This is a genomic window from Azospirillum sp. Sh1, from assembly GCF_008365135.1.
GTDB classification, from domain to species: domain Bacteria; phylum Pseudomonadota; class Alphaproteobacteria; order Azospirillales; family Azospirillaceae; genus Azospirillum; species Azospirillum oryzae.
The window spans coordinates 75,168-94,223 of record NZ_VTTK01000022.1; the positions used below are offsets into that span (position 1 = coordinate 75,168).

The 19,056-nt window shown below is 60.9% G+C and carries 36 protein-coding genes; 32 read left to right on the forward strand and 4 right to left on the reverse strand.

The annotated features are described in order from the left end of the window. Window positions 1-90 precede the first annotated feature (90 nt). Genes FZ029_RS20900 through FZ029_RS20940 form a run of 10 tightly spaced genes read left to right on the forward strand, consistent with a single transcriptional unit; the run spans window position 91 to window position 4,341 of the window. Complete coding sequence (locus FZ029_RS20900) at window positions 91-633, forward strand: hypothetical protein (protein ID WP_149271627.1); 543 nt, start codon at window positions 91-93, stop codon at window positions 631-633. Continuing rightward, entirely contained in the window at window positions 630-893 is a 264-nt protein-coding gene (locus FZ029_RS20905; RefSeq protein WP_149271628.1) for a hypothetical protein, read from the forward strand. Before FZ029_RS20900 ends, FZ029_RS20905 begins: the two co-directional genes overlap by 4 nt. Next, window positions 893-1,933, forward strand: a complete 1,041-nt coding sequence (gene thyA, locus FZ029_RS20910) for a thymidylate synthase (RefSeq protein ID WP_149271630.1) — start codon at window positions 893-895, stop codon at window positions 1,931-1,933. Before FZ029_RS20905 ends, thyA begins: the two co-directional genes overlap by 1 nt. Next, window positions 1,933-2,439: a dihydrofolate reductase gene (locus FZ029_RS20915; protein WP_149271632.1), complete on the forward strand. Its 507-nt coding sequence runs from the start codon at window positions 1,933-1,935 to the stop codon at window positions 2,437-2,439. The genes thyA and FZ029_RS20915 overlap by 1 nt, the downstream gene beginning before the upstream one ends. After that, window positions 2,436-2,684, forward strand: coding sequence for a hypothetical protein (locus FZ029_RS20920; protein ID WP_149271634.1), 249 nt, complete (start codon window positions 2,436-2,438; stop codon window positions 2,682-2,684). The genes FZ029_RS20915 and FZ029_RS20920 overlap by 4 nt, the downstream gene beginning before the upstream one ends. A gap of 12 nt (window positions 2,685-2,696) precedes the next feature. Beyond that, a complete protein-coding gene (locus FZ029_RS20925; protein WP_149271636.1) occupies window positions 2,697-3,086 on the forward strand; it encodes a hypothetical protein in 390 nt (129 codons plus the stop codon). Further along, on the forward strand, window positions 3,086-3,268 hold the full coding sequence (locus tag FZ029_RS20930) for a hypothetical protein (RefSeq protein WP_149271638.1): 183 nt from the start codon (window positions 3,086-3,088) through the stop codon (window positions 3,266-3,268). The genes FZ029_RS20925 and FZ029_RS20930 overlap by 1 nt, the downstream gene beginning before the upstream one ends. Next, window positions 3,268-3,414 (forward strand): hypothetical protein, encoded by a 147-nt coding sequence (locus tag FZ029_RS33080; protein ID WP_188052005.1) that lies wholly within the window; start codon window positions 3,268-3,270, stop codon window positions 3,412-3,414. The genes FZ029_RS20930 and FZ029_RS33080 overlap by 1 nt, the downstream gene beginning before the upstream one ends. After that, window positions 3,414-4,061, forward strand: a complete 648-nt coding sequence (locus FZ029_RS20935) for an AAA family ATPase (RefSeq protein WP_149271640.1) — start codon at window positions 3,414-3,416, stop codon at window positions 4,059-4,061. The genes FZ029_RS33080 and FZ029_RS20935 overlap by 1 nt, the downstream gene beginning before the upstream one ends. Continuing rightward, complete coding sequence (locus FZ029_RS20940) at window positions 4,009-4,341, forward strand: HU family DNA-binding protein (protein ID WP_188052006.1); 333 nt, start codon at window positions 4,009-4,011, stop codon at window positions 4,339-4,341. The genes FZ029_RS20935 and FZ029_RS20940 overlap by 53 nt, the downstream gene beginning before the upstream one ends. A 120-nt stretch (window positions 4,342-4,461) precedes the next feature. Here FZ029_RS20940 and FZ029_RS20945 read toward each other — a convergent pair whose 3' ends face one another. Together FZ029_RS20945 and FZ029_RS20950 are read right to left on the reverse strand one after the other, a co-directional pair. Beyond that, the gene (locus FZ029_RS20945) at window positions 4,462-5,019 is read right to left on the reverse strand and encodes a PIN domain-containing protein (protein WP_149271644.1); all 558 of its coding nucleotides are present in this window, start codon (window positions 5,017-5,019) and stop codon (window positions 4,462-4,464) included. Then, window positions 5,019-5,687 (reverse strand): hypothetical protein, encoded by a 669-nt coding sequence (locus FZ029_RS20950; protein ID WP_149271646.1) that lies wholly within the window; start codon window positions 5,685-5,687, stop codon window positions 5,019-5,021. The genes FZ029_RS20945 and FZ029_RS20950 overlap by 1 nt, the downstream gene beginning before the upstream one ends. Before the next feature lie 377 nt (window positions 5,688-6,064). Here FZ029_RS20950 and FZ029_RS20955 point away from each other — a divergent pair, with 377 nt between their 5' ends. After that, window positions 6,065-7,321 carry a hypothetical protein gene (locus FZ029_RS20955; protein ID WP_149271648.1) on the forward strand — a complete coding sequence of 419 codons (1,257 nt, stop codon included), beginning with the start codon at window positions 6,065-6,067 and terminating at the stop codon, window positions 7,319-7,321. Between the two features lie 83 nt (window positions 7,322-7,404). On the opposite strand, the gene FZ029_RS20960 is transcribed toward FZ029_RS20955, so the two are convergent. Then, window positions 7,405-7,902: a hypothetical protein gene (locus FZ029_RS20960; RefSeq protein WP_149271650.1), complete on the reverse strand. Its 498-nt coding sequence runs from the start codon at window positions 7,900-7,902 to the stop codon at window positions 7,405-7,407. A 174-nt stretch (window positions 7,903-8,076) separates the two neighbouring features. Here FZ029_RS20960 and FZ029_RS20965 point away from each other — a divergent pair, with 174 nt between their 5' ends. From FZ029_RS20965 to FZ029_RS20995, 7 genes are all read left to right on the forward strand, one after another. Further along, on the forward strand, window positions 8,077-8,277 hold the full coding sequence (locus tag FZ029_RS20965) for a hypothetical protein (RefSeq protein ID WP_149271651.1): 201 nt from the start codon (window positions 8,077-8,079) through the stop codon (window positions 8,275-8,277). Further along, window positions 8,274-8,687 (forward strand): hypothetical protein, encoded by a 414-nt coding sequence (locus FZ029_RS20970; protein WP_149271653.1) that lies wholly within the window; start codon window positions 8,274-8,276, stop codon window positions 8,685-8,687. The genes FZ029_RS20965 and FZ029_RS20970 overlap by 4 nt, the downstream gene beginning before the upstream one ends. Window positions 8,688-8,799: 112 nt before the next feature. Continuing rightward, a complete protein-coding gene (locus tag FZ029_RS20975) occupies window positions 8,800-8,982 on the forward strand; it encodes a hypothetical protein (protein ID WP_149271655.1) in 183 nt (60 codons plus the stop codon). Between the two features lie 28 nt (window positions 8,983-9,010). Continuing rightward, a complete protein-coding gene (locus tag FZ029_RS20980; protein ID WP_149271657.1) occupies window positions 9,011-9,484 on the forward strand; it encodes a LuxR C-terminal-related transcriptional regulator in 474 nt (157 codons plus the stop codon). Continuing rightward, on the forward strand, window positions 9,484-9,804 hold the full coding sequence (locus FZ029_RS20985; protein WP_149271658.1) for a hypothetical protein: 321 nt from the start codon (window positions 9,484-9,486) through the stop codon (window positions 9,802-9,804). The genes FZ029_RS20980 and FZ029_RS20985 overlap by 1 nt, the downstream gene beginning before the upstream one ends. A 270-nt stretch (window positions 9,805-10,074) precedes the next feature. Beyond that, on the forward strand, window positions 10,075-10,335 hold the full coding sequence (locus tag FZ029_RS20990; RefSeq protein ID WP_149271660.1) for a ribbon-helix-helix domain-containing protein: 261 nt from the start codon (window positions 10,075-10,077) through the stop codon (window positions 10,333-10,335). Between the two features lie 23 nt (window positions 10,336-10,358). Continuing rightward, window positions 10,359-10,811: a hypothetical protein gene (locus FZ029_RS20995; protein WP_149271662.1), complete on the forward strand. Its 453-nt coding sequence runs from the start codon at window positions 10,359-10,361 to the stop codon at window positions 10,809-10,811. A gap of 16 nt (window positions 10,812-10,827) precedes the next feature. On the opposite strand, the gene FZ029_RS21000 is transcribed toward FZ029_RS20995, so the two are convergent. Next, the gene (locus FZ029_RS21000; protein WP_149271664.1) at window positions 10,828-11,055 is read right to left on the reverse strand and encodes a hypothetical protein; all 228 of its coding nucleotides are present in this window, start codon (window positions 11,053-11,055) and stop codon (window positions 10,828-10,830) included. A gap of 163 nt (window positions 11,056-11,218) precedes the next feature. Between FZ029_RS21000 and FZ029_RS21005 the strand changes: the two genes are divergently transcribed. From FZ029_RS21005 to FZ029_RS21070, 14 genes are all read left to right on the forward strand, one after another. Further along, a complete protein-coding gene (locus FZ029_RS21005; protein ID WP_211104185.1) occupies window positions 11,219-11,524 on the forward strand; it encodes a hypothetical protein in 306 nt (101 codons plus the stop codon). 459 nt (window positions 11,525-11,983) lie between these two features. Further along, complete coding sequence (locus FZ029_RS21010; RefSeq protein ID WP_149271668.1) at window positions 11,984-12,373, forward strand: hypothetical protein; 390 nt, start codon at window positions 11,984-11,986, stop codon at window positions 12,371-12,373. Further along, window positions 12,370-12,657, forward strand: a complete 288-nt coding sequence (locus FZ029_RS21015; RefSeq protein ID WP_149271670.1) for a hypothetical protein — start codon at window positions 12,370-12,372, stop codon at window positions 12,655-12,657. The genes FZ029_RS21010 and FZ029_RS21015 overlap by 4 nt, the downstream gene beginning before the upstream one ends. Window positions 12,658-12,671: 14 nt before the next feature. Then, window positions 12,672-13,040 carry a helix-turn-helix transcriptional regulator gene (locus FZ029_RS21020; RefSeq protein WP_149271672.1) on the forward strand — a complete coding sequence of 123 codons (369 nt, stop codon included), beginning with the start codon at window positions 12,672-12,674 and terminating at the stop codon, window positions 13,038-13,040. Next, complete coding sequence (locus tag FZ029_RS21025) at window positions 13,037-13,267, forward strand: hypothetical protein (RefSeq protein ID WP_149271674.1); 231 nt, start codon at window positions 13,037-13,039, stop codon at window positions 13,265-13,267. The genes FZ029_RS21020 and FZ029_RS21025 overlap by 4 nt, the downstream gene beginning before the upstream one ends. Window positions 13,268-13,389: 122 nt before the next feature. Continuing rightward, window positions 13,390-13,599, forward strand: coding sequence for a hypothetical protein (locus FZ029_RS21030; RefSeq protein WP_149271676.1), 210 nt, complete (start codon window positions 13,390-13,392; stop codon window positions 13,597-13,599). 89 nt (window positions 13,600-13,688) lie between these two features. Next, the gene (locus tag FZ029_RS21035; protein ID WP_149271678.1) at window positions 13,689-14,018 is read left to right on the forward strand and encodes a hypothetical protein; all 330 of its coding nucleotides are present in this window, start codon (window positions 13,689-13,691) and stop codon (window positions 14,016-14,018) included. 5 nt (window positions 14,019-14,023) lie between these two features. Then, window positions 14,024-14,578 (forward strand): phosphohydrolase, encoded by a 555-nt coding sequence (locus FZ029_RS21040; RefSeq protein WP_149271680.1) that lies wholly within the window; start codon window positions 14,024-14,026, stop codon window positions 14,576-14,578. Between the two features lie 78 nt (window positions 14,579-14,656). Beyond that, a complete protein-coding gene (locus tag FZ029_RS21045) occupies window positions 14,657-16,474 on the forward strand; it encodes an N-6 DNA methylase (RefSeq protein ID WP_247892419.1) in 1,818 nt (605 codons plus the stop codon). Continuing rightward, window positions 16,471-17,553: a BsuBI/PstI family type II restriction endonuclease gene (locus FZ029_RS21050; RefSeq protein WP_149271682.1), complete on the forward strand. Its 1,083-nt coding sequence runs from the start codon at window positions 16,471-16,473 to the stop codon at window positions 17,551-17,553. The genes FZ029_RS21045 and FZ029_RS21050 overlap by 4 nt, the downstream gene beginning before the upstream one ends. A gap of 480 nt (window positions 17,554-18,033) precedes the next feature. Then, complete coding sequence (locus FZ029_RS21055) at window positions 18,034-18,312, forward strand: hypothetical protein (protein ID WP_188052007.1); 279 nt, start codon at window positions 18,034-18,036, stop codon at window positions 18,310-18,312. Window positions 18,313-18,335: 23 nt separating this feature from the next. Next, window positions 18,336-18,566, forward strand: a complete 231-nt coding sequence (locus FZ029_RS21060) for a hypothetical protein (RefSeq protein WP_149271684.1) — start codon at window positions 18,336-18,338, stop codon at window positions 18,564-18,566. A 2-nt stretch (window positions 18,567-18,568) separates the two neighbouring features. Further along, the gene (locus FZ029_RS21065) at window positions 18,569-18,805 is read left to right on the forward strand and encodes a hypothetical protein (protein ID WP_149271686.1); all 237 of its coding nucleotides are present in this window, start codon (window positions 18,569-18,571) and stop codon (window positions 18,803-18,805) included. Then, the gene (locus FZ029_RS21070) at window positions 18,802-19,044 is read left to right on the forward strand and encodes a hypothetical protein (RefSeq protein ID WP_149271688.1); all 243 of its coding nucleotides are present in this window, start codon (window positions 18,802-18,804) and stop codon (window positions 19,042-19,044) included. Before FZ029_RS21065 ends, FZ029_RS21070 begins: the two co-directional genes overlap by 4 nt. Window positions 19,045-19,056: the final 12 nt, after the last annotated feature.

The following is a 19,056-nucleotide window of genomic DNA, read 5'->3' on the forward strand; positions in this document are numbered from 1 at the left end:
ACTGATAATATCGTATAGTCGCGTCATAGAACACAACGAGGTGAGCATATGAGCACTCCCTTCACCGGAGCTGAGTTCCATCGACTGACAATGCGTACCGCAGCCTCGAACCTGCATCCCGAGAAGATCGAGCTGACCAAGCTGTGTGCCGGCATGGCCGGCATCATTGGGCTGGCCCGCGCCCTCGATCTACTGAAGAAGGGCTTGGTCTACGGCAAGGACATCGACGCCGACGGCTTCGCGAACGCCCTCTATGAGGTTGTCAACGAGGATACCGCCCCCTTCACCGAAGAGGACGAGGACCGTATCAACCTCGATGCCGTCCCGGCCGACGTCACCCACGCCATTCTCGGCATCGTCACCGAAGCCGGCGAGCTGGCCGAGGCGTGGCTGAAGGCGGTTCTCGGCAAGCAGCCGCTCGATCTGGTCAACGCCGCCGAGGAGACCGGCGACATCGACTGGTATCAGGAGCTGCTGGCGCGCGGCACCGGCATCGCCGTCGACGACGCCCGCGCCCGGGTGATCGCCAAGCTGGTCAAGCGCTACGGCGACAAGTTCTCGGAGGACCGGGCGCTGGTGCGCAACCTGGACGCCGAGCGCGCGGCGCTCGAAGGCAACGCCGAGGCGGCATGATGGTCGCGACGCGCAACACGCCGTCCATGAGCGCATCGGCCGGCGAAATGGGCACCGTGGCCAACATGATGGTCGAGGGCACGCGCCGGTCGGCCGGCCGTAAGCTCAACACGGTCGAGACGGCGACGGCAAACCTGATCGGCAGCCAAGTGGTCATCAACGCGACGCTGTTGCGCGTCGAGCATCGTCTGGCCGCGATCCAGTGGCTCCTGACGGCCGGCCTCGTCGCCGGCCTCCTCAAAATGTTTGGGGTGTTTTGATGAGACAGTACCTCGACCTTCTCCAGGACATCATCAACACCGGCACCGACAAGGCCGACCGTACCGGCGTCGGCACGCGCTCGGTGTTCGGCCGGCAGATGCGCTTCAACCTGGCCGACGGCTTCCCGCTGATGACCACCAAGAAGGTGTTCTTCAAGGGCGTCGCGGCCGAGCTGCTCTGGTTCATCTCCGGCGATACCAACATCAAGCCGCTGGTGGAGCAGGGCGTCTCGATCTGGACCGACTGGCCGCTGGCCGACTACAACAAGCGGTGCCCGGTCGGTCAGATGATGACGCGCAGCGAGTTTGAAGCGAAGATCCTCGCCGACGACGGGTTTGCCCGGCAGTGGGGCGAGCTTGGGCCGGTCTACGGTCATCAGTGGCGCAACTTCGGCGAGGAGCTGGGTGGCGACGGCGTCGATCAGCTGGCCGAGGCGATCGAGACGCTGCGCACCAAACCCGACAGCCGGCGCATTATCGTCAACGCCTGGAACGCCGCCGAGGTTGAGGCCGCCGCGCTGCCGCCCTGCCACATGATGTTTCAGTTCAACAGCCGGCCGCTCGATTTTGGTCGCCGTCTGCGCTTCGCCGCCGAGCGGATGAACGCCGACTTCTCGACCACCCACGCCAAAATCCGAGGCTGGGTCGACCCCGACGATTGGGTCTCCGGCGGCAGGGTCGACGCCTATATGGACGAGATCGGCGTTCCTAAGCGCGCCCTCGACCTCCAATTCTACATGCGGTCGGTCGACGTCTTCCTGGGGCTGCCCTTTAACATCGCGTCCTATGCGCTGCTGACCCACATGGTCGCCCAGATCACCGGCCACGCGCCGGGCGAAGTCGTCTGGACCGGCGGCGACGTCCATATCTATCAGAACCATTTCGAGCAGGTGCGCGAGCAGCTCCGGCGCGAGCCTCGCCCCCTCCCGGCCCTGCGGCTGAACCCGGAGGTTCGGGAGATCGGCCAGTTCAAGATCGGCGACATCGAGCTGGTCGGCTACGATCCGCATCCGGCGATCAAAGCTCCGGTGGCCGTCTGATGATCGTCTCCATCATCGCTGCCGTGGCGCTCAACGGCGTGATCGGCAGTAAGGGCAAGCTGCCCTGGCATTTGCCGTCCGATCTCAAGCGCTTCCGCGAGCTGACGATCGGGAAGCCAATCATCATGGGGCGCAAGACCTGGGAGAGCCTGCCCGATGGCCGGCTCCCGTTCCGCACCAACATCGTGGTCAGCAGCCAGGCACACCGAGCCGCCTTCATACCCGCCCCCGATTTCGTCATGCCGTCGCTCGAAGCGGCGCTCGATCTGGTGCGCAGGGCAGGGGAGGGGGAGGCCTGCATCATCGGCGGCGGCGAGATCTACAAGCAGGCCCTGCCGCTTGCCGACCGCGTCCATCTGACCCGCGTCAGCCTTCACCCGGAGGGCGATGCGACCTTCCCAATCTCCCCCTGGATGCCCGGCTTCAAGCAGACGCTGGAAAGCGGCTGGCTGATCGAGAACGGCATCCAGTTCCGCTACGAACTCTACCTGAAGGAGACCGCATGAATCCCGCGATCTTCGTCGTGCTGCTGAGCGTGCTGACGCCGGCCGGGTACGCCTGCGCCGGCACCGCGCCCATCCTCTACGCCGCCCAGGCCGCAGCGCCGGCGGCCGATACGCTACGCACCGTCATCGCCGACGGCAGCGAGCACCTCTCCATTCTGCCCGGCAGCCGCACCAAGCGGCAGCCCGTCACCCAAGCCGCCGGCAAGGACGATTTCGGCCCGGTCGGTGCTATCATTCATCGCTGAGAGACGACGACAATGAACCTAACGAAGCCCACCCTCGACGAAATCCGCGAAGGCGCTGCGCCGGAGTTGGCGGCAATCGGCGCTGTCGATCCCGCGGCCTACCGGCGCTCGCTGATCGAGACGCTGATCGAGGTCTGGAAGCTCTGCATGCAGCATCCCGCCGCTCGCTTCCTCGATCCCAGCGCCGCCGAGAAGTTCCGTTCGGAGCTGAAGACGCTGCCGCTGGCCGACCTGGAGAAGCGCGTCATGGCGCTGCAGGAACAGAACCCGGAGGTGCTGGCCGCGGCAATGAAGAAGAGCGGCTTCAAATTCACCCACAACGCCGACGGCATGCGCATCGAGCTGGCCGATGACAATCCGACCGGCCGCGTTGTCACCCGCGAAGAGTTCGAGGCCCTGTGATGCGATACGCACTCCCCTGCATCGTTGGATGGATTTCTGTCGCGGCGTCGGTGATCGCGCTGAGCGCGGCAGCACAGGCCGCCGTCGAAGGCGCGGCCACTGCTGCCGGCTTCGTCGGCGTGATCGGATCGGTCGCCTGTGCGGTCGCCACCGGCGTCTCGGCCACCCGTGGAGGCAACTGATGAGCATTGGATCCGGAATCGCCATCCTCGGCATCTGGCTGGTGCCGGCTGCGGCCATGTTCTCCCGCCATGTCGGCGGCGCTGGCGTCCTGTTGGCGCTGGGCTGTGCCTGTGCCGCCACCGGCCTGATCGCAGGAGCGCTGTGATGACCCGTCGCCCCGTCATCCTCTTCACGGGCACCCAGGGGTCGGGCAAGACGACCGTCGCCCGCGAGCTGGCGCAGCGCCTGGGCCTGCCGTTCTTTGGCAGCCGCGCCGGCGAGATTCATCGCCTCTACGGCGTTCACGCAGACGAGCAGATCGACATCAACCTGCGCCTCGCCATCCAGGAAGCGATCCTGGAGGCGTGGCGCAGCGACCGGGAGCAGGCCGAGCACACCGGCGGCGTCTTCGACCGCTGCCCGGTCGACTTCGCCGCCTATATGCTGGCCGACGTAAATCGGGAGATGAGCGAGCAGGCGAGCCGGGTTGCGGCTCAATATGTTCGTCTATGCCTATCGTTAACCGATGATGTAGGTCAAATCATTCTGTGCAAACCCCTGCCGGCCGTGATAGAAGATCGAGGACGCGACAAGGCGAGCGCCGCCAATGTTGCCTATGGCCTGCATATCCACATGCTGATCGCCGGCTTCCTCGCGGAGCACGCGATCCCGCACGCTGTCCTCGAACCGGATGAGCTGGAGAGCAGGCTTGAGGCGGCGACCGGCCTTGTCGATGAGGGATTCGATAAGGAGGCCAACCGTGTCATCGTCGACCGTCTCACAGGAGCAGGAGCAGACCGGCACTTCCACTGAGCGCCCGGTCGTCCAGACCCGAGAGATCATCGAGGACATCCACAAGGCGACAGGCATTGAGCGCGGAGAGATCGGCAAGGTCTTGACCGCGCTCTACGATGCCTGCGCCAGCCGCTTGGCGAACGGCGAGGAGATCGACCTTCGCGGTTTCATGAAGATGACGATCCGCGATTACCAGAGCCGAAAATACTACGTCCCGCCCAAGGAAGATTACATCGAGCGCGGCCCGTCGACACGGGTCAACATCGCTCTGGCAGGGGCGTTCAAGAAAAAGCTGTAACAGAAGGAGAAGGCCGGGCACCGTCCCGGCCTTTTTTGCATCTGCCCCTTAAATTCCCTGTTTGGCTTACGTCCAAACATATATGCGAGATGCCAAGCATCCTAACCTATATGAACATGCCTATTCGGCCGGGGTGTTTTCGTCGCTCTTTGCCTCAAGCAAACGTAAAAGAGGAGGCATAGGCGGCTTTTCTGGAAGAGGGCAGCTTGCCAGCCCAATTACTGAAATGTCCGCCCGCTCACAAAAGCTTCTCACATTTTTATCATCACTATAGATTACCTTTGCACCTGATACCTTGGCTATCGCCGCGATCTGCCGATCATACTTGATCTTGGCCCAAGTCCCGTCACCATCGCGCTTGCTGCCGGAGTCCAGCGCATATCGTGTCATAATTGCAACCTCAACAGCAGCGGCAGCGCCAAAATCCTCGATCCTGAAGGCGCTTGACCTCTGTATTGCAGAGACAATCTTAGGGCCAGCCTTACCAGCTCTAACTAGAACTTCACTCAGCGCAGGGGCTGGTATAATAATTTTTGTCTTGTTCTTCTCAAGAGACGCAACAACTAACTGAACGCGCTCTGAGGCGAAGTCAATTGGTTGCTGAGTTACAGGATCTTTGGGCGTGGGGGCGTCAGGCCAGAGGGCCAACATCATCATGGTTGCATCAAATACGACCATCAGTGTAGCTCGCTCGGTCCGTTGCGGAGTATATCCAATTCAGCCCAAATGTCTTCGGACGTATGCCACTCGGTGTCAGGCATGGCCCTCAGTTCTTCCAGAACCTGGCTAAGTGGCCGGTCGTCCAAAGGCTCGAAACGACGAATTTGGAAACGATCAAGGCTCCATGTACCAGTTTCGCCGCGAATCCACTTTCCAGTACCGAACACTCTCACCTGCCCCGTGAACAGATATTCGGCCAAGGCTTTCGCTGTTGGTCTGGCGGCCACGCAATTATATCGGTTCGCGCCAGCCTGCAAGTGAACTGGAACGAGATCCTTAGGCCCTCCTACCATAATCACTTCGCCATCCAGACTTCCTTCCTGGGTGACGTGCGAATACCCCTTCTCTTCGATGGCCGCCTTACCAGGAAACTGAATAATTTGAGCGCCACGCCCCAACTCAGTAATTTCTGCAACGCCGTTGTCCTCGGCGAGGCGGCGATTGATCGCACCAAATGCCTTCAGCGCATCGGTCGGGCCATCACCCGTGCGAACGCGGTCGATCCGCTCATCAACTTTGGGAACAGCTTCATCTTCGATAACGTAAGCTAGTTTGGTGCTGCCCTCTTCCAGGCGCACGAAATGCACGCTCCCGTTCTCGCCAAGAAACGTGGCAAGGTCAGTCATATACTCGGCGAGCCGAGACATAGGGATGGTGTCAGGAGTATATGCACTGATCCTGAATGTATACTCGCGACCTTTAGGCATGTTGCCTTTAAGCCTCCTTATTCAGGGCCAGTGCGGCCGACGATTCCATGCTCCACAAAATCGACCTCGTTGCCCTGGAAATTTGGGCCGAAAGAGCGAAGAAGATAAGATCTTCTCGCTGGCTGTATGGTGCCGTTCCGGTTTGCGTTTTACAAGCATATAACGCTTATGCTTTATGCGCCGTCGCATATTCGCAAGGGACGCATTTGCTCGATGGTGGGCATCAACTCGTCTATTGTCTTGTCAGTCAGCGATGATGCTGAACGTCGTTCCAATAGCGATTGTGTGGGTGTCCGATGAACGCTATTCCCGCTGCCGCCATGAGCCTCGACGAGATCGAGCAGGTCATCAACGCCGCGACCGAGACCTCCAGCCCCGTGCAGCCCGCCAGTGCCGATCTGTCGGCCTTCCGCGCGCCGGAGCCGGGCGAGGCCACCCCGCAGCCCGCCGCGTCCGACGAAGTCACCTCGATCGAAGCGGAGCTGCGCGAAATCCTGGGTGCGCCCGTCGCCGAACCGGCCCCAGCGCCCGAGCCTGTCCCACAGCCGATCGCCGATGCAGCGTCGCAGCCGGCCGAGCCGGTGGCCGAGCAGCCCGTCGCCGAAACCCCGGCCGAACAGCCGGCCCAGGATGGGCAGAGCCTGATCGAGGCGATCACGAACGAGATCAAGGCCGACGAGCAGGCCTCCGGCAGCGCCGAGCCGGCCCCGCTGATGAGCGACGACGACGTCACGGCGCTCGGCGAGTTCCTGCACGGCGCGATCAAGAAGATGATCGACGCCGGCAGCATCGCCAGCTACACCGAGCACCCGACGATGCAGAATCCGCCGGCGAGCTGGACGGCCGGCAGCTTCAAGAAGGCGATCGCCTTCTTCAACCAGGGCACCGGCCGCAGCTTCGTCGTGCCGGACGACGACGAGCAGGCGCTGGCCTTCGCGCCCTTTTTCGAGCGCGCCATCGCCATCACGACCGGCCTGTTCTCCGGTAAGCCGGTCAAGCAGAAGAAGCAGGCCGGCGAGAAGGCCCAGAAGCAACCGAAGGAGAAGAAGCAGCCGGAGCGTGTCGCGGCCGAGGTCTTCAAGGTAGCGCTGGCCAACGTGGCGCTGCCGGAAGAGCGCACGGCGAAGGTGGTGCTGCCGACCTGGCTGTATCTCGACGCCGACCCGGCGAAGATCACCAAGCGCAAGGGGCACCAGATCGACCCGTCGCGCGCCGCGAGCTGCATGCCGGTGATGCCTAACGCCCTGCTGATGGACGACACCGGCAACCCGTACCCGAACGACCCGGCGCACCCGACGATCGTCACCTTCGGCGACTGGGCGAAATACGTGAAGATCGGGCACGCGGTCTTCGAGCTGCTGAAGGAGCAGACCGAGGTGAAGGCGCGCGACGGCAAGTTCATCGGCGAGGTGCTGAAGCGCGCCGGCCTGCCGCAGGACACCAAATACGCCGAGGCCTCCGTCGTCGACGCCCTGCGCGATCTCGCCTGCTGCGGCTATGCGGTGCAGTTCCTGGAGGGCCGCACCCGCATCTTCCGCATCGCCGAGGAGTGAGCCTCCCCGCAATATCAACGGCTTGGTGCGGCCTGCTCATCGACGAGGTGAGCAGGCCGCAGCCCTTTGTGCGTCATCCCCTGTCAGCCAAATATCTTCACATACTCATCGACGGACAAATGATCTTCGCACCATGAACGAAATTCTTCGGCCGAATAAAAAGTGTGAGGAACCCATTTCCTGGTTGCAAATAATGAACCCCTCTTTATTACATCATGGGTTTCATTTTCTTCGCCTTTGTAGTTCTGGACGCACAAAAAATATACGCCGTCAATATTTTTGTATAACAATCCATACACGCTTTTGTATTTTGCTATTGGATTGTTTGCATTAGAATCAGCAATGACAGCACTGCGCACCCTGCTATGAACAGCCGCTCTTGTTATGGCATGTTCTGTAAAATGATCCTCAAATAGCCACTTGACAGGAACATGGGCGATCAGGGCAGACTCATCTGCAAAGCATTTAACGCCGTTCTTTATTTCCTTAAACCCTTTGATAGATTTAAGTCTTTCCTCCCTCAGCGCATCTCCAAATTCCGAAGTGATCTCAGAAACCTTGTTTATAATCCAGTTAAACATGATTATTCCTCGGGAATACTTCTATCGGATTGATCTTATAAAATTATAGTCAATCCGTCAAAGATTCATGGCGGAGGCTCCTGGCCGCGTTTAGCGTAGTTTTTCGGCCGTTCTATGGTGTCGCCCCTTCCAGGCATAATGCCCGCCGACGACACGACAATGGATTCCCCAGGAATGAAGATCGAGAAGATCCCAGGCTTCGGAGCGCTGGAAATCTGCAAGGACACCGGCGATCTGGCCTTCACCATCCCCGAGCGTCTGCTCGACCATCCCGACCTGCTTCGCGACCTGTTGAAGCTGGCCGAGGCCGGCGGCGGGAAGGCGATCAGGACGGTCGAGGTCAATGGCCGGCATTGGGTGCAGGTTCCCGAATGATCCGGAGTTGGTCAGAGCATGCCCGCGACTTTGCCGACGAAGCGCATGAGGCTGTCCGCAAGGTCGCCGAGCGGCACGGCATTCACGTCACGATGAAGCCGATCGCGCCCAGCCGCGGCGCGACGCTGACCCTGACGATGAAGGCGCATCTCACCGAGCCGAAGCTCGACGGCATGGCCGGCGTCTTCCTCGGCACCCACCGTCAGCTCGGCCTGGACCGCGAGGATCTCGGCCGGCGCTTCGCCTGGAAGGGCAGGGTGGCGAAGCTGGTCGGCGCTGACTTCGGCGAGCGCCCGCTCATTGCCCAATTGCCCGATGGCTCAATGGAGCAATTGACGACGGACGAGTTCAAGGCGGGCTGCCGCGCGCTCGCCGACGGCGAGATCGAGCAGCTCGACGGCGACTGGTGAGGCGACGAAAAAGAGTGACAGCCCATCATATCCTCATGTATTATCACTAAGCGCTGACAGATAGCGCGCCGCAGCCTTGCCGCCCCAGCCCATTCAATGACAGGAGACTTCGATGCCGTCCCCGCGGCTGACCTCCCCGCTTGAGTTCTACAACATCCTGGACGCCCACCGGGCCGCGAGCCGGATGATGCAGGAAGACGGCCTGGACCGCCGGATCAAGGCGATCACGGTGGGGCAGGTGACGAAGTACCGCATCGAGCTGATGCCGGCGCAGCCCGTCCTGCAGGCTGCCTGATCCAGCCCTCCATCATCGAGCGACGACCATGAATCCCATCGACGTGTTGAGCAGCCGGCAGCGCCAGCTCTGCGAGCTTGCCGCCCAGGGCAAATCGAACAAGGAGATCGCCCGCGATCTGGACATCACCGAGCACACGGTGAAGGTCCACCTGAAGAACGCCTATGCGCTCCTCGGCATCGACCGCCGAACCGAGCTGGTCGGCCTGTTCCCGCCGCGTGCGCGCTCCGGCCGCGACATCATCGACCTGTCGGATCCGGTCGCGAACGCCGTTCCGGTCGACCGGGTGATCGACGACGAGACCGACCGCAACATCGTCGCGCTGGTCGCGGCCGGCAGCTCCAACCAGGCCGTCGCCCGGGGAGTCAGGGTGTCGCTGCCGACGGCGAAGAACCGCGTGCGCATCCTGATCCGCCGGGCCGGCGTGCGCAACCGCACGGAGCTGGCCCGCTGGTGGGCGGCGAACGCGACGAAGTTCCAGAGCATGCAGGAGTGCGCCTGATGCAGACGTTCTACTGCGCAGTCATCACGCGCGACGCACTGCGTCTGGAGTTCTCCCTGCGCTCTCCAGAAGCGCTTGAAGACGCTATTGCGTCTGCGCTGCATGCTCGCTGTCTGACGCTCGACGACGTGACGGTGAACAGCGGCGTCGTCTATGCCGAAACCCTGCAGACGGCGGCCGGCATGGTCGCGGCCGGCGTGCTCGACGGGATCGACGCCAGCAGCAGCGCGCACGACCGGGCGTTGGCCTTCGCTGGAATCATTGCGGCGGCCCGGCGGATCGGGTATCAAATAACCGGCTGGAAGCCGATCGACGAGTGATCGCCCGGCCGCTTTTCCCTCCTGAAATTCAAAATCCTCCCGGTCAGCGACCCTGGCCCGGGAGGATGGCCGCCGCACATAAGTGCCATTATGGAAATATTCCTACGGATATAACGGTAAATTTCTCCCGTCTTTGCGGTGCTTTTCAAAAGCCTTAAAAGCTAACTAATATATATACTTATAATAGAATAATGATTGGAAGAAAGGGCTTCGCAGTTGCCCTTTCCCTTACTCCATTCTAAAGGATGGGCACCGCTCCCGGAGGCTTCGATGAAAACAACCAAGACCGCGCGCAGTGTTAGACTTCCAGATCGCCGGACCACGATCGAGATGGAGGACGAGTTCTGGGATGCTCTTTACGAAATTGCCGGTCGACAGAACATCGGCCTGGACGAACTGGCCGGCCGGCTCGATCAGCGCCGGGGCGACAACACGCTGACGACGGCCTTGCGCGTCTATGCGGTCTCCTACTACCGTTCGGCCGTGAGCGCCCAAGAGACCGGCGCGGCCACGACGCCTCGCATTAACTGACGATACGCCCAGGAAAACCAGCCATGGCACGCGCATTCAAAACCGGCCTCTGCGTGGCAATCGCTGCCGCCTCCCACTGTTTTATCCCATCTTCGCTGTTAGCCGCTGGCAAGCCAACAGGCGCTTCAGTTGAGAGCCCCTATTATTCGGGAGCCAAGCTCCGGGAGCTGGTTGACCACTATATGGTCCTCAATAGTCCCGCTTATGATAAGCTACAGGACAGACATAAAGTCGTTTACGCAATTCATGCTGCCGAATTTCAAGGCTTCGCTATTGGAATGCTGTATTCGGCCACTGGGAAAGATCCTTCAGCCTGCCTGTCGTGGCAAAGTCGCAACGAATATGTTGCGAAGTTTGCGATGGCCGTGCGCGATACTATGGCCTATCAGCACGAGAACGACCAGCCCGGACCATTTATTATCTTCGCTGCTTCAGATATAGCCTGCGATCAAAGTGCCTGGAAGAAGAAGCAATAGCCGCTACTGGCGGTAATTAGAAGTCCTTCACGCCCCAGGGCAGCTCTGCGAAGTCGATACGGCGTCGGTCGATCGCCGGCGTCTTCTGCACGATCCCTGACTCGGTGGCGCGTCCTGGCGTCGGTTTCGGTGCCGGGCGGGGTGCGCTCGCTGCAGGCGGGACTGCTCTGGCGGCGCGCTCGACGTCCGCCCAGCTCCAGACGGCCCGGCTGCGCCGCCGCTTCGGTTTTCCATCATCGGTCATGGTGTGGCTCCTTTAACATCTTCCCGTATGCCTTTCCATGACAACCTTAAATCCCGTGTATGCCAACGAACGTCTTTGCCACCTCCGCTGACGCCGAGGCCTGTGCCTGCTCGTTCCGCTGTCCCTTCACTACTTTTGCCTGTTCGTGCTACAAGACGGGGTGATGGCCAGTATCGGCCAACCTAGGGAGGACACCGTGCCCATACCTCTGAACGATGTGCAAGAAGGGCTTTGCTATAAGACTCCAGGCGACCAATACCGGAGGGTGGTGAAGATCGAAAAGAGCAGCTCTGGCGACAGCGCCGACGACACCGTGATCTATGAGTCGTGGGGTGGTAACAAGGGCAATTCCAGCGGCCATCTCCCCAGGACGAAGGCCAAAAGAAAGACATTCGCCGGTGATGTTGATAGTACCATCGCGTGTCCAACTTCGATGCGTCCCCTGGGAACGGTTCAGTCGGAGCTGTGATCTCTTTCGCCGAGTGGCGGAAGCTTAGATATAGACCCTGTAGAACTGGTTGGCTGTGCGGAGGCTTTTTGTTCGGCTCTCCGCGCAGCCATCGCGGCAAAATGACGACCGCTCAATCATCTGCGCGCCTTGTGCAAAGAGTACCGGTGGCGTTTCCCCGGCAGGCGGCATAAGACAGAAGTCCTGATACCCGAGCTGGAGCGCTCCGAGTCGCTGCTGGCGGCCGGCGGGTTGCGGCCCTTCGCCAACTGCACGCCCTTCAAAGAGCTGCCGGTGTTCGACGCCTACCGGGCCACGCTGCGCGAGAAGTGGCGCAACGACGGGCCGGCAGCGCGCTGGACGAACTGGCGCAGGCCGGACTGGGCAAGGGTCGAGGTTTCTATCTTCCTATAGATTCTTCGTGACAAACGGAGTACATCTATCGCATTATCAGTGAGCGCTTAACGATAAGAGGAGAACATGAGCACTCCGCATGCCCGTGTCGCCGACCCGATCACCAGCGACACCATTCCCGATTTCCTCAAGGGCTGCTGCCCGGTTGGCCCCTTCCTGTTCCTGACCGAGGGCCACGAGCCGATCATCGAGTTCGCCAAGCGGCTGAAGCCGATTTTCCCGGCGATTCGCGGCTTTCATTGCAGCGACGCCAGCATGACCGATCGCGGCGTCGTCATCACCGCCTCGCTGATGTTCGCCACCGAGGCCGACGCCGAGGTCTTCTCCGGCAAGCTGCTGGGCGGCGATCCCGTCATCGTCGAGCCGTATGTCGAATGCGCCTTCAAAGACGAGGCCGATCGCGCCATGCTTCGCTCGCAGTTCGTGACGCTGCTGACCAAGCCCATCGCCGCGTGATCGCCATGCTGCGCCCGTTCCTCATCGTCTTCCTGATCGCCGCTGCCTGGCCGGCCGTCGCCAACGAGCGCGCCACGATCCGGGACCGCGCAGGCCGCGTCCAGGGGCATATCGTCGAGCGGCCGGATGGCCGGGTCGTGATCGAGGACACCCGCGGCCGTGAGAAGTATGAGGTGCTGGTTCCGCGCGAGCGCGTCGATACCCGCACCACCACCGACCCTGCCGAGCGCCACTACCAGGACACGCTCGATACGATTATGGGCCGGCCCTGGAGCCGGAAGTAAAGGAGGTTCGCTCAATGGAGCGCATCATCACCCTCGCCGTCCGTTCGCTGACCGAGGATGCCCTCGGCACCGCCCTGGGCGAGCTGCGCGCGGCCGTCGGCCGCATCAACGATCTGCCGATCAAGTCGGCCATCGAGTTCGTCGAAGCGCCGCCGGGCGTCCTCGAACGCGGCCTGACCCCGCGCGAGGCGCAGGTGCTCGATTGCGTGGTCGAGGGGTTGAGCGGCAAGGCGATGGCCCGCCGGCTCGGCATGTCCGAAGGCACGGTGAAGTGCCATCTCAACAACCTCTACCGCAAGACCGGCTCGGCCAACCGCACCCAGCTCGCCATGTGGGCGACGCGCAACCGCCCGGCCCGGCAGCCGGAGGCCCTGTCCGCATGAGCGTCGTCAACCCGGAGGATGTCCTGCGCGAGGTCGTGCGCCAGTTCCCCGCCAGCCCGGCCGACATCGCCGGCCGGCTCAATATGCAGGGCGGCTACGCCATCGTCTCGATCGGGAAGGTCATGTCCTCCCTGCACCAGGCCGGCTACCTGCAGGGCACCCAGCGCCTTGGCCGCATGATTTACCGTCCAACCGAGAAGGGGAGAAGCTACGTTTCCAATTTCTAGTAAGCGCTGACATCTTCCCTTGAAGATGCTTAGCTAAGCTGGTAGGTTAGCTTCGATTCCCTTCCGGGCTAATCCGGAGAGCAATCTGGAGAAGTCCGGCCAACCCAACCCAGCGAGAGATCATGATCCAAATGACGGCTGATTCCGTGTTCATTGATTCGCGCGCCGCGGCCGACGACATCAGCGCGGCCCTGGCGAAGTTCGCCGCTGAGCATGGTCTGAGCTACGACATTGAGACAGCGGAGCACATTGCGTTGGATCTCTTCCCCGGCGGTCTGCCGGAACTGGCCCGCCAACTGATTCTCGTCTGCAACATCACCCCTCAGAGTTGATCTACACCACCGGCGATGAATGATCGTGCGCGGCGGCAGCTTATGCGCGAAGATCATTCATCGCTGACAAACACAAAGCAGGTGTGTTTATGACCATCACGATGCCCCTTACCTTCGAGGTCGTCGAGCCGCCCAGGCTCGACCCGGAGAACCGCCAGTTGATCGGCCATGTCCGGATCAACGGCGTCGATCATCACGTCACGCTGATGCAGGTCGTCGATCTGGCTGCCGCCGAGGAGGACTCGGCCGGCGAGGATGTCGAGAGCTTCGACACGACCTTCGGCGACCAGGCCCCGGCGCATGAGCACTCCAGCCGGTTCCAGGCGCTGCAGGACTTCGAGAGCACCGGCGAACCCTTCCGCACCGTCCCGGTCGATGGCCGGGAATACGTCTGCGTCATCACCCCCTTCACGGCGTGACGGCCATGGACGGCTTACTCGACACCCGCACCGGTAGCTTCGTGACCACCGTCTCCGGCCGCCGCTTCTTCCCGCTCGACCCGCGCGTCGAGGACATCTGCATCAACGACATCGCCCACTCGCTCGCCCGGCAGTGCCGCTACAACGGCCATGTCAGGGCCGGCCACTACTCGGTTGCCGAGCACAGCGTCCTCTGCTCGCTGGTCGTCGACGAGGAGATCGCGCTGCAGGCCCTGCTCCATGATGCCGCAGAAGCCTACATTGGCGATTTGGTCCGGCCGATGAAGGTGCTGCCGGAGCTGCGCGCGGTCTGGACGCCGATCGAGGAGGGCGTCGAGCGCGTCATCTCCGAGCGCTTCGGCCTGCCCTTCCCCTGGCATCCGGACGTCAAGCGCGCCGACAACGCGGTGCTGGCCCGGGAGATCCTGGAGATCCGGCCGGCGACACCCTGGGCACACGAGTGTGCCGAGCTGCCGGCTGACGTCGAGGTGACGGGCTGGCAGCCGGGCTATGCCGAGTGGAAATTCCTCAAGCGTTTCAACGAGCTTTGTCGCCCCTAACAGTAGATCGCGGACGAAGGAGAGCCTTCAAGAAACCCTTTTAATGAGCTATGCTCCAACCTCAGGGACTCGTCTGGAATGAAAATGGAAGTTATCCAGTATAGTAAGCGTCAATCTGCGTCGAAAGCAGCAAGCCCGGCAGAAAGTTTGAATGCTGCCCGAGTAATGGCGCGTGCGCTTTCTGAAGCGACGCCGGAGAGTGATCGGGGATCTCTGGCGCGTTCTTTTTGCCACCGGCTTGTCTCGGCTTGGTGGAGGGCTCTGACGTCTCCTGCTCATGACCTTGAGCTTCGCCCTTTGTTTGAGCACGAAGAGCTATCGGATCTTCCAGAGCCTGCCGCCGCGTCGGCCGACAGCATCGGCATGGCAGCGGCGACTTACGATCCAGAGCGTGCGGCCTACGCTATCGGCCTCATCTACACGGGCATGCTGCCACAAGCCTTTCGGGCTAGTCACGGCATGTACTATACGCCGCCGGAATTGACAGCCCGTCTGATCGAGCAGGCGACTGTCGCTGGAACGGATTGGGCGCGCTGCAGGGTCTTGGATCCAGCCTGTGGTGGAGGGGCGTTCCTGGCTCCTGTTGCTCGGAGGATGCTCTCAGAGCTTGAAGGCGTTACCCCGGCCATCGCGATTAAAAATGTGTCAGGCCGGTTGCGTGGCTATGAGATTGACCCGTTCGGAGCTTGGCTTTCGCAGGTCACTCTTGACGCCGTGATGCTGCCGATGTGCCGACAGGCAAAGCGGCACATGCCGTTGGTGGTGACAGTTTGCGACAGCCTTAAAAGCCGTCCGCCGCGTGAGAGGTTCGACCTAGTTATTGGCAACCCACCCTACGGCAGGGTGAAGCTCTCTCAAGACGAGCGCGCCCGCTTCCAGCGCAGCCTTTATGGCCATGCCAATCTTTACGGGCTTTTCACCGACATAGCCCTTCAACATGTGCGGGCTGGAGGCGTCATCGCCTATGTCACGCCAACGAGTTTTCTGGCTGGAGAATACTTCAAGAATTTGCGTTCTCTGCTCGGCTCCAATGCTCCACCTGTGACGGTGGACTTTATCGCCGTGCGTAAGGGCGTATTTGAGGACGTTCTTCAAGAAACTCTCCTCGCTACCTATCGCCGGGACGGGAAGGCCACTGGTGCTGAGGTATTCGAGGTTATGCCGAATGGGGAGCAGGGAATCCGGGCAATCCGCGCCGGCAGCTTCTCCCTACCTGAAGACCAATCTCAGCCCTGGAGGCTGCCGAGAACTCCAGATCAGGCCCCTCTCGTTGAGCAACTTCAGGTCATGCCACACCGGCTGGCTGACTGGGGCTATGGTGTCAGTACGGGGCCTCTCGTCTGGAATCGACACAAGGAACAACTCTGCAGTGCGAAGGGCTCCGGACAGCTTCCACTTATCTGGGCCGAAGCAATCACGGCTGATGGGAAGTTCATTTTCCGCGCAGAGAAAAAGAACCATGAGCCTTACTTTAAGCCGTTGCCGGCAGATGATTGGCTAATTACGCGCACGCCTTGCGTTTTGTTGCAGCGTACGACTGCAAAAGAACAGAGCCGGCGGTTGATTGCCGCCGCTCTGCCGGCGTCCTTTCTGAAAAAGCACGGCGGAGCCGTGGTGATTGAGAACCACCTCAATATGCTGCGCCCAATGGGTGCAAAACCCAAAGTGTCGGCTGCTGTTCTAGCTGCTTTCCTGAACAGCGATGCCGCAGACAAGGCTTTCCGCTGCGTCAGCGGCAGCGTCGCAGTATCAGCCTATGAACTCGAGGCTTTGCCCCTCCCTGATCCGGCATCGCTCAAATCGCTCGCCGAACTAGTGCGCCGTCGGGCCGGAAGAAAGGCCATCGAAGATGAGTGCAATCGACTTTATAACAGAAAGACGGAAGACAGTGAATGAGTTTACCTCCTTATGTGTCGCGTAGCATTGTTTCTGAACGCCTCCCGCTGATATTTCCGGAAGGCACTCCAAACAGGACCTACTGTATTCGGGAGTTGGCTGCAAGCGCAGTCTTTACTGCTATATACATAGGAGCAGTTGAAGGTGCGGCGCGCTATCTTGGGCCGGTACACGTCTATCGGATGACAGAACAGCAGGCAGCGTTGGCCGATTCGGGGAGCCGCGAGGCTTACGCAGCAGGAATCCTGAAGAAGAAATTCCGTGTGCCCGGCGAACGTTGGTACGCCGATAACACCCGTGAGCCGATCCGTGACGAAACTCTAAGGGATGGATTGGTCGCCGTCGGAGCGGTTCTGCGCCGTGAGGATCTGCCGACCACGTCCGGGTTGCCGCGTTATCAACTCAAGGGAAGTTTTGCTGGGCTTTTTGATCCAGCTCTCGAGGGAGAAGGTCTGGAGAAGGCCATTGCTAATTTCCAAGCAACGCACCTCAGCAAAAGCGCTTTAGCGAGGATATCCATCATTCTTGCTGGAGCTGCTGGGAAAGAGGGTGGAGTTCTTGTCACCTTTCCCAACAAGGAGACAAGAACGCTGGCTCCGGGGCCAAGCTCAATTATCTCTAAAGACGTTATCGAAGTATTTTCCGCGCACTTCCTTGATAAGCCTGCCGTGCTTTGGTTGAGCGAAAGCGGAAATAAGGTGGTTGCTAAAGACGATAAACTTGCAGCAGCCATTGGTTTGAAGATAGAGGCTGACAAAAATCTTCCAGATCTGATTCTGGCGGATCTTGGACCGGCCGACCCGCTCATTGTATTTGTCGAAGTGGTGGCAACAGACGGCGCAATGACCAAAAGGCGAAAGGAAGCTATGCTAGAGTTGACGGATGCAGCCGGCTTTCCGCGCACCCAGATCGCCTTTTTAACAGCCTACCAGGACCGGGAGTCCGCTGGATTCAAGAAGACGGTGGCGGGGCTTGCGTGGGGGTCATTTGCTTGGTTAGTCTCCGAGCCGAAAGGTATTATTCACATGCGTGACGGCGAGACGAGTTTTCGACTCTTGGATGCGGTGATAAAAACATAATAGAGATAACCGACTTTGGAGCAGATGCGGTGGTAATGAAATGAGAAAGCTAAAATAAGGCTGGCCAATATCACTATCCTTTATCGAGCTTATAAAATAAATCTCCATCATCTTGAGTTGTCAGGAAACCTCCGCTTATGGAATGCTTCCTGGCAACTCAAGATAATATTGAAAATATTCTTTCTGGCTAGTTAGGCTGAATGCCGCCCGCAAGCCATCTTTCTGGTTCAGTTCACAGCTAGCGTTGTTTGTGAGTGCCCACTGCGCGTTTCTAGTGTGAGCGTAACTTCGATTCGGTCTGCGTGGAGAAGGTACAAGTCAAGTCGCTGCGCAAAATCGCCGAAGAGCTGGGCATGTGCCGCAGGCTCCTGGCAAAGCGCATCTGATTTCTTCTCCGTAAGCGGCGCGCTTTCATTTCCGCGGAAGCGCGCCGCATGCGACTATCATTCATCGCTGATCGACAACGACGAGGAATGAGCGATGAACGTCGAAGCCCTGCAAGCCGCCCTTCAGCGCGCGATCCGCCTGACTGGCGACGACTTTCACCTCACCCTGACCGGCACCGGCGCATACGTCACCCACTGGACCCGCCCCGCGGCCGACCTCTTCGAGGACTGCACGGCGGTCGCGAGCGGCAGCATCCCGGAGTGCCTGGCCGCGCTCGATGCCTATGTCGACGTCCTCGTCTCCCAGCGCGCCAAACCCACGGCTCCCGCCCGCCCGGCCAGCGCCCGGGCGCTCGATGCCGTCTTCGCGTAATGAGCCAATGGAGCAATAGAGCAATGGCACTCGATCCTGTTCGCGCAGCCCGCGTCCGTCGCATGCTCCCCGACAAGACAACCTGGCCCGGCACCGTCCTTGCGATGAAGCGCATCGAGGAGGGCTGCATCGTGGAGTTCGGCGATATCCGCAGTTCCACCGCCCCGTTCTTCATCCACCTCGGTCCCGGCCGCGCGCCGCTGCGCTTCGATACGGTCGACGAGCTGATCGCGGCCGGCTGGGCGGTGGACTGACCATGAGCCGCGCCCCCTGGCCCGGCAAGGCCATCACCGGCTACGTCCGGAAGAGCCTGGACGACAAGCCCTGGGACGCCTCCTTCCAGCCGAAGCCTGACGCGAAGTTCTTCACCGCCCGGCCACGGCCGCTCGAAGACAACGGCTGGAAGGTGCAGTTCGAGGGCCGCTGGTATCCGCTGCGGGGCGGCATTCACGTCCCGTTCTCGATCCTCCTGAATACGCCGCTATCGCCATGATCCTCGCCGTCACCGGGCACCGACCCGAGAAGCTGGGCGGCCACTCGCCGGCGCTACGCCGCAAGCTCGCCGTCTTCGCGTCGTTCCGGCTCCGTCACTTCATCCAGACCCACGGCCGGCCCGACAAGATCATCTCCGGCATGGCGCTGGGCTGGGATCAGGCAATGGCGATCGCGGCGATCGCCGCCGGCATCCCGCTGGTGGCGGCCGTCCCCTGCGACGCCCAGGATGCGACCTAGCCGGCCGAGAGC

What these genes read in the sequence shown, in the direction of transcription:
- FZ029_RS20900 (WP_149271627.1), top strand. Translation starts at nt 91, where the DNA reads ATGCGTACCGCAGCCTCGAACCTGCATCCCGAGAAGATCGAGCTGACC.
- FZ029_RS20905 (WP_149271628.1), top strand. Translation starts at nt 630, where the DNA reads ATGATGGTCGCGACGCGCAACACGCCGTCCATGAGCGCATCGGCCGGC.
- thyA (WP_149271630.1), top strand. Translation starts at nt 893, where the DNA reads ATGAGACAGTACCTCGACCTTCTCCAGGACATCATCAACACCGGCACC.
- FZ029_RS20915 (WP_149271632.1), top strand. Translation starts at nt 1,933, where the DNA reads ATGATCGTCTCCATCATCGCTGCCGTGGCGCTCAACGGCGTGATCGGC.
- FZ029_RS20920 (WP_149271634.1), top strand. Translation starts at nt 2,436, where the DNA reads ATGAATCCCGCGATCTTCGTCGTGCTGCTGAGCGTGCTGACGCCGGCC.
- FZ029_RS20925 (WP_149271636.1), top strand. Translation starts at nt 2,697, where the DNA reads ATGAACCTAACGAAGCCCACCCTCGACGAAATCCGCGAAGGCGCTGCG.
- FZ029_RS20930 (WP_149271638.1), top strand. Translation starts at nt 3,086, where the DNA reads ATGCGATACGCACTCCCCTGCATCGTTGGATGGATTTCTGTCGCGGCG.
- FZ029_RS33080 (WP_188052005.1), top strand. Translation starts at nt 3,268, where the DNA reads ATGAGCATTGGATCCGGAATCGCCATCCTCGGCATCTGGCTGGTGCCG.
- FZ029_RS20935 (WP_149271640.1), top strand. Translation starts at nt 3,414, where the DNA reads ATGACCCGTCGCCCCGTCATCCTCTTCACGGGCACCCAGGGGTCGGGC.
- FZ029_RS20945 (WP_149271644.1), bottom strand. Translation starts at nt 5,019, where the DNA reads ATGGTCGTATTTGATGCAACCATGATGATGTTGGCCCTCTGGCCTGAC.
- FZ029_RS20950 (WP_149271646.1), bottom strand. Translation starts at nt 5,687, where the DNA reads ATGACTGACCTTGCCACGTTTCTTGGCGAGAACGGGAGCGTGCATTTC.
- FZ029_RS20955 (WP_149271648.1), top strand. Translation starts at nt 6,065, where the DNA reads ATGAACGCTATTCCCGCTGCCGCCATGAGCCTCGACGAGATCGAGCAG.
- FZ029_RS20960 (WP_149271650.1), bottom strand. Translation starts at nt 7,902, where the DNA reads ATGTTTAACTGGATTATAAACAAGGTTTCTGAGATCACTTCGGAATTT.
- FZ029_RS20965 (WP_149271651.1), top strand. Translation starts at nt 8,077, where the DNA reads ATGAAGATCGAGAAGATCCCAGGCTTCGGAGCGCTGGAAATCTGCAAG.
- FZ029_RS20970 (WP_149271653.1), top strand. Translation starts at nt 8,274, where the DNA reads ATGATCCGGAGTTGGTCAGAGCATGCCCGCGACTTTGCCGACGAAGCG.
- FZ029_RS20975 (WP_149271655.1), top strand. Translation starts at nt 8,800, where the DNA reads ATGCCGTCCCCGCGGCTGACCTCCCCGCTTGAGTTCTACAACATCCTG.
- FZ029_RS20980 (WP_149271657.1), top strand. Translation starts at nt 9,011, where the DNA reads ATGAATCCCATCGACGTGTTGAGCAGCCGGCAGCGCCAGCTCTGCGAG.
- FZ029_RS20985 (WP_149271658.1), top strand. Translation starts at nt 9,484, where the DNA reads ATGCAGACGTTCTACTGCGCAGTCATCACGCGCGACGCACTGCGTCTG.
- FZ029_RS20990 (WP_149271660.1), top strand. Translation starts at nt 10,075, where the DNA reads ATGAAAACAACCAAGACCGCGCGCAGTGTTAGACTTCCAGATCGCCGG.
- FZ029_RS20995 (WP_149271662.1), top strand. Translation starts at nt 10,359, where the DNA reads ATGGCACGCGCATTCAAAACCGGCCTCTGCGTGGCAATCGCTGCCGCC.
- FZ029_RS21000 (WP_149271664.1), bottom strand. Translation starts at nt 11,055, where the DNA reads ATGACCGATGATGGAAAACCGAAGCGGCGGCGCAGCCGGGCCGTCTGG.
- FZ029_RS21005 (WP_211104185.1), top strand. Translation starts at nt 11,219, where the DNA reads ATGGCCAGTATCGGCCAACCTAGGGAGGACACCGTGCCCATACCTCTG.
- FZ029_RS21010 (WP_149271668.1), top strand. Translation starts at nt 11,984, where the DNA reads ATGAGCACTCCGCATGCCCGTGTCGCCGACCCGATCACCAGCGACACC.
- FZ029_RS21020 (WP_149271672.1), top strand. Translation starts at nt 12,672, where the DNA reads ATGGAGCGCATCATCACCCTCGCCGTCCGTTCGCTGACCGAGGATGCC.
- FZ029_RS21025 (WP_149271674.1), top strand. Translation starts at nt 13,037, where the DNA reads ATGAGCGTCGTCAACCCGGAGGATGTCCTGCGCGAGGTCGTGCGCCAG.
- FZ029_RS21030 (WP_149271676.1), top strand. Translation starts at nt 13,390, where the DNA reads ATGATCCAAATGACGGCTGATTCCGTGTTCATTGATTCGCGCGCCGCG.
- FZ029_RS21035 (WP_149271678.1), top strand. Translation starts at nt 13,689, where the DNA reads ATGACCATCACGATGCCCCTTACCTTCGAGGTCGTCGAGCCGCCCAGG.
- FZ029_RS21040 (WP_149271680.1), top strand. Translation starts at nt 14,024, where the DNA reads ATGGACGGCTTACTCGACACCCGCACCGGTAGCTTCGTGACCACCGTC.
- FZ029_RS21045 (WP_247892419.1), top strand. Translation starts at nt 14,657, where the DNA reads ATGAAAATGGAAGTTATCCAGTATAGTAAGCGTCAATCTGCGTCGAAA.
- FZ029_RS21050 (WP_149271682.1), top strand. Translation starts at nt 16,471, where the DNA reads ATGAGTTTACCTCCTTATGTGTCGCGTAGCATTGTTTCTGAACGCCTC.
- FZ029_RS21055 (WP_188052007.1), top strand. Translation starts at nt 18,034, where the DNA reads ATGAACGTCGAAGCCCTGCAAGCCGCCCTTCAGCGCGCGATCCGCCTG.
- FZ029_RS21060 (WP_149271684.1), top strand. Translation starts at nt 18,336, where the DNA reads ATGGCACTCGATCCTGTTCGCGCAGCCCGCGTCCGTCGCATGCTCCCC.
- FZ029_RS21065 (WP_149271686.1), top strand. Translation starts at nt 18,569, where the DNA reads ATGAGCCGCGCCCCCTGGCCCGGCAAGGCCATCACCGGCTACGTCCGG.
- FZ029_RS21070 (WP_149271688.1), top strand. Translation starts at nt 18,802, where the DNA reads ATGATCCTCGCCGTCACCGGGCACCGACCCGAGAAGCTGGGCGGCCAC.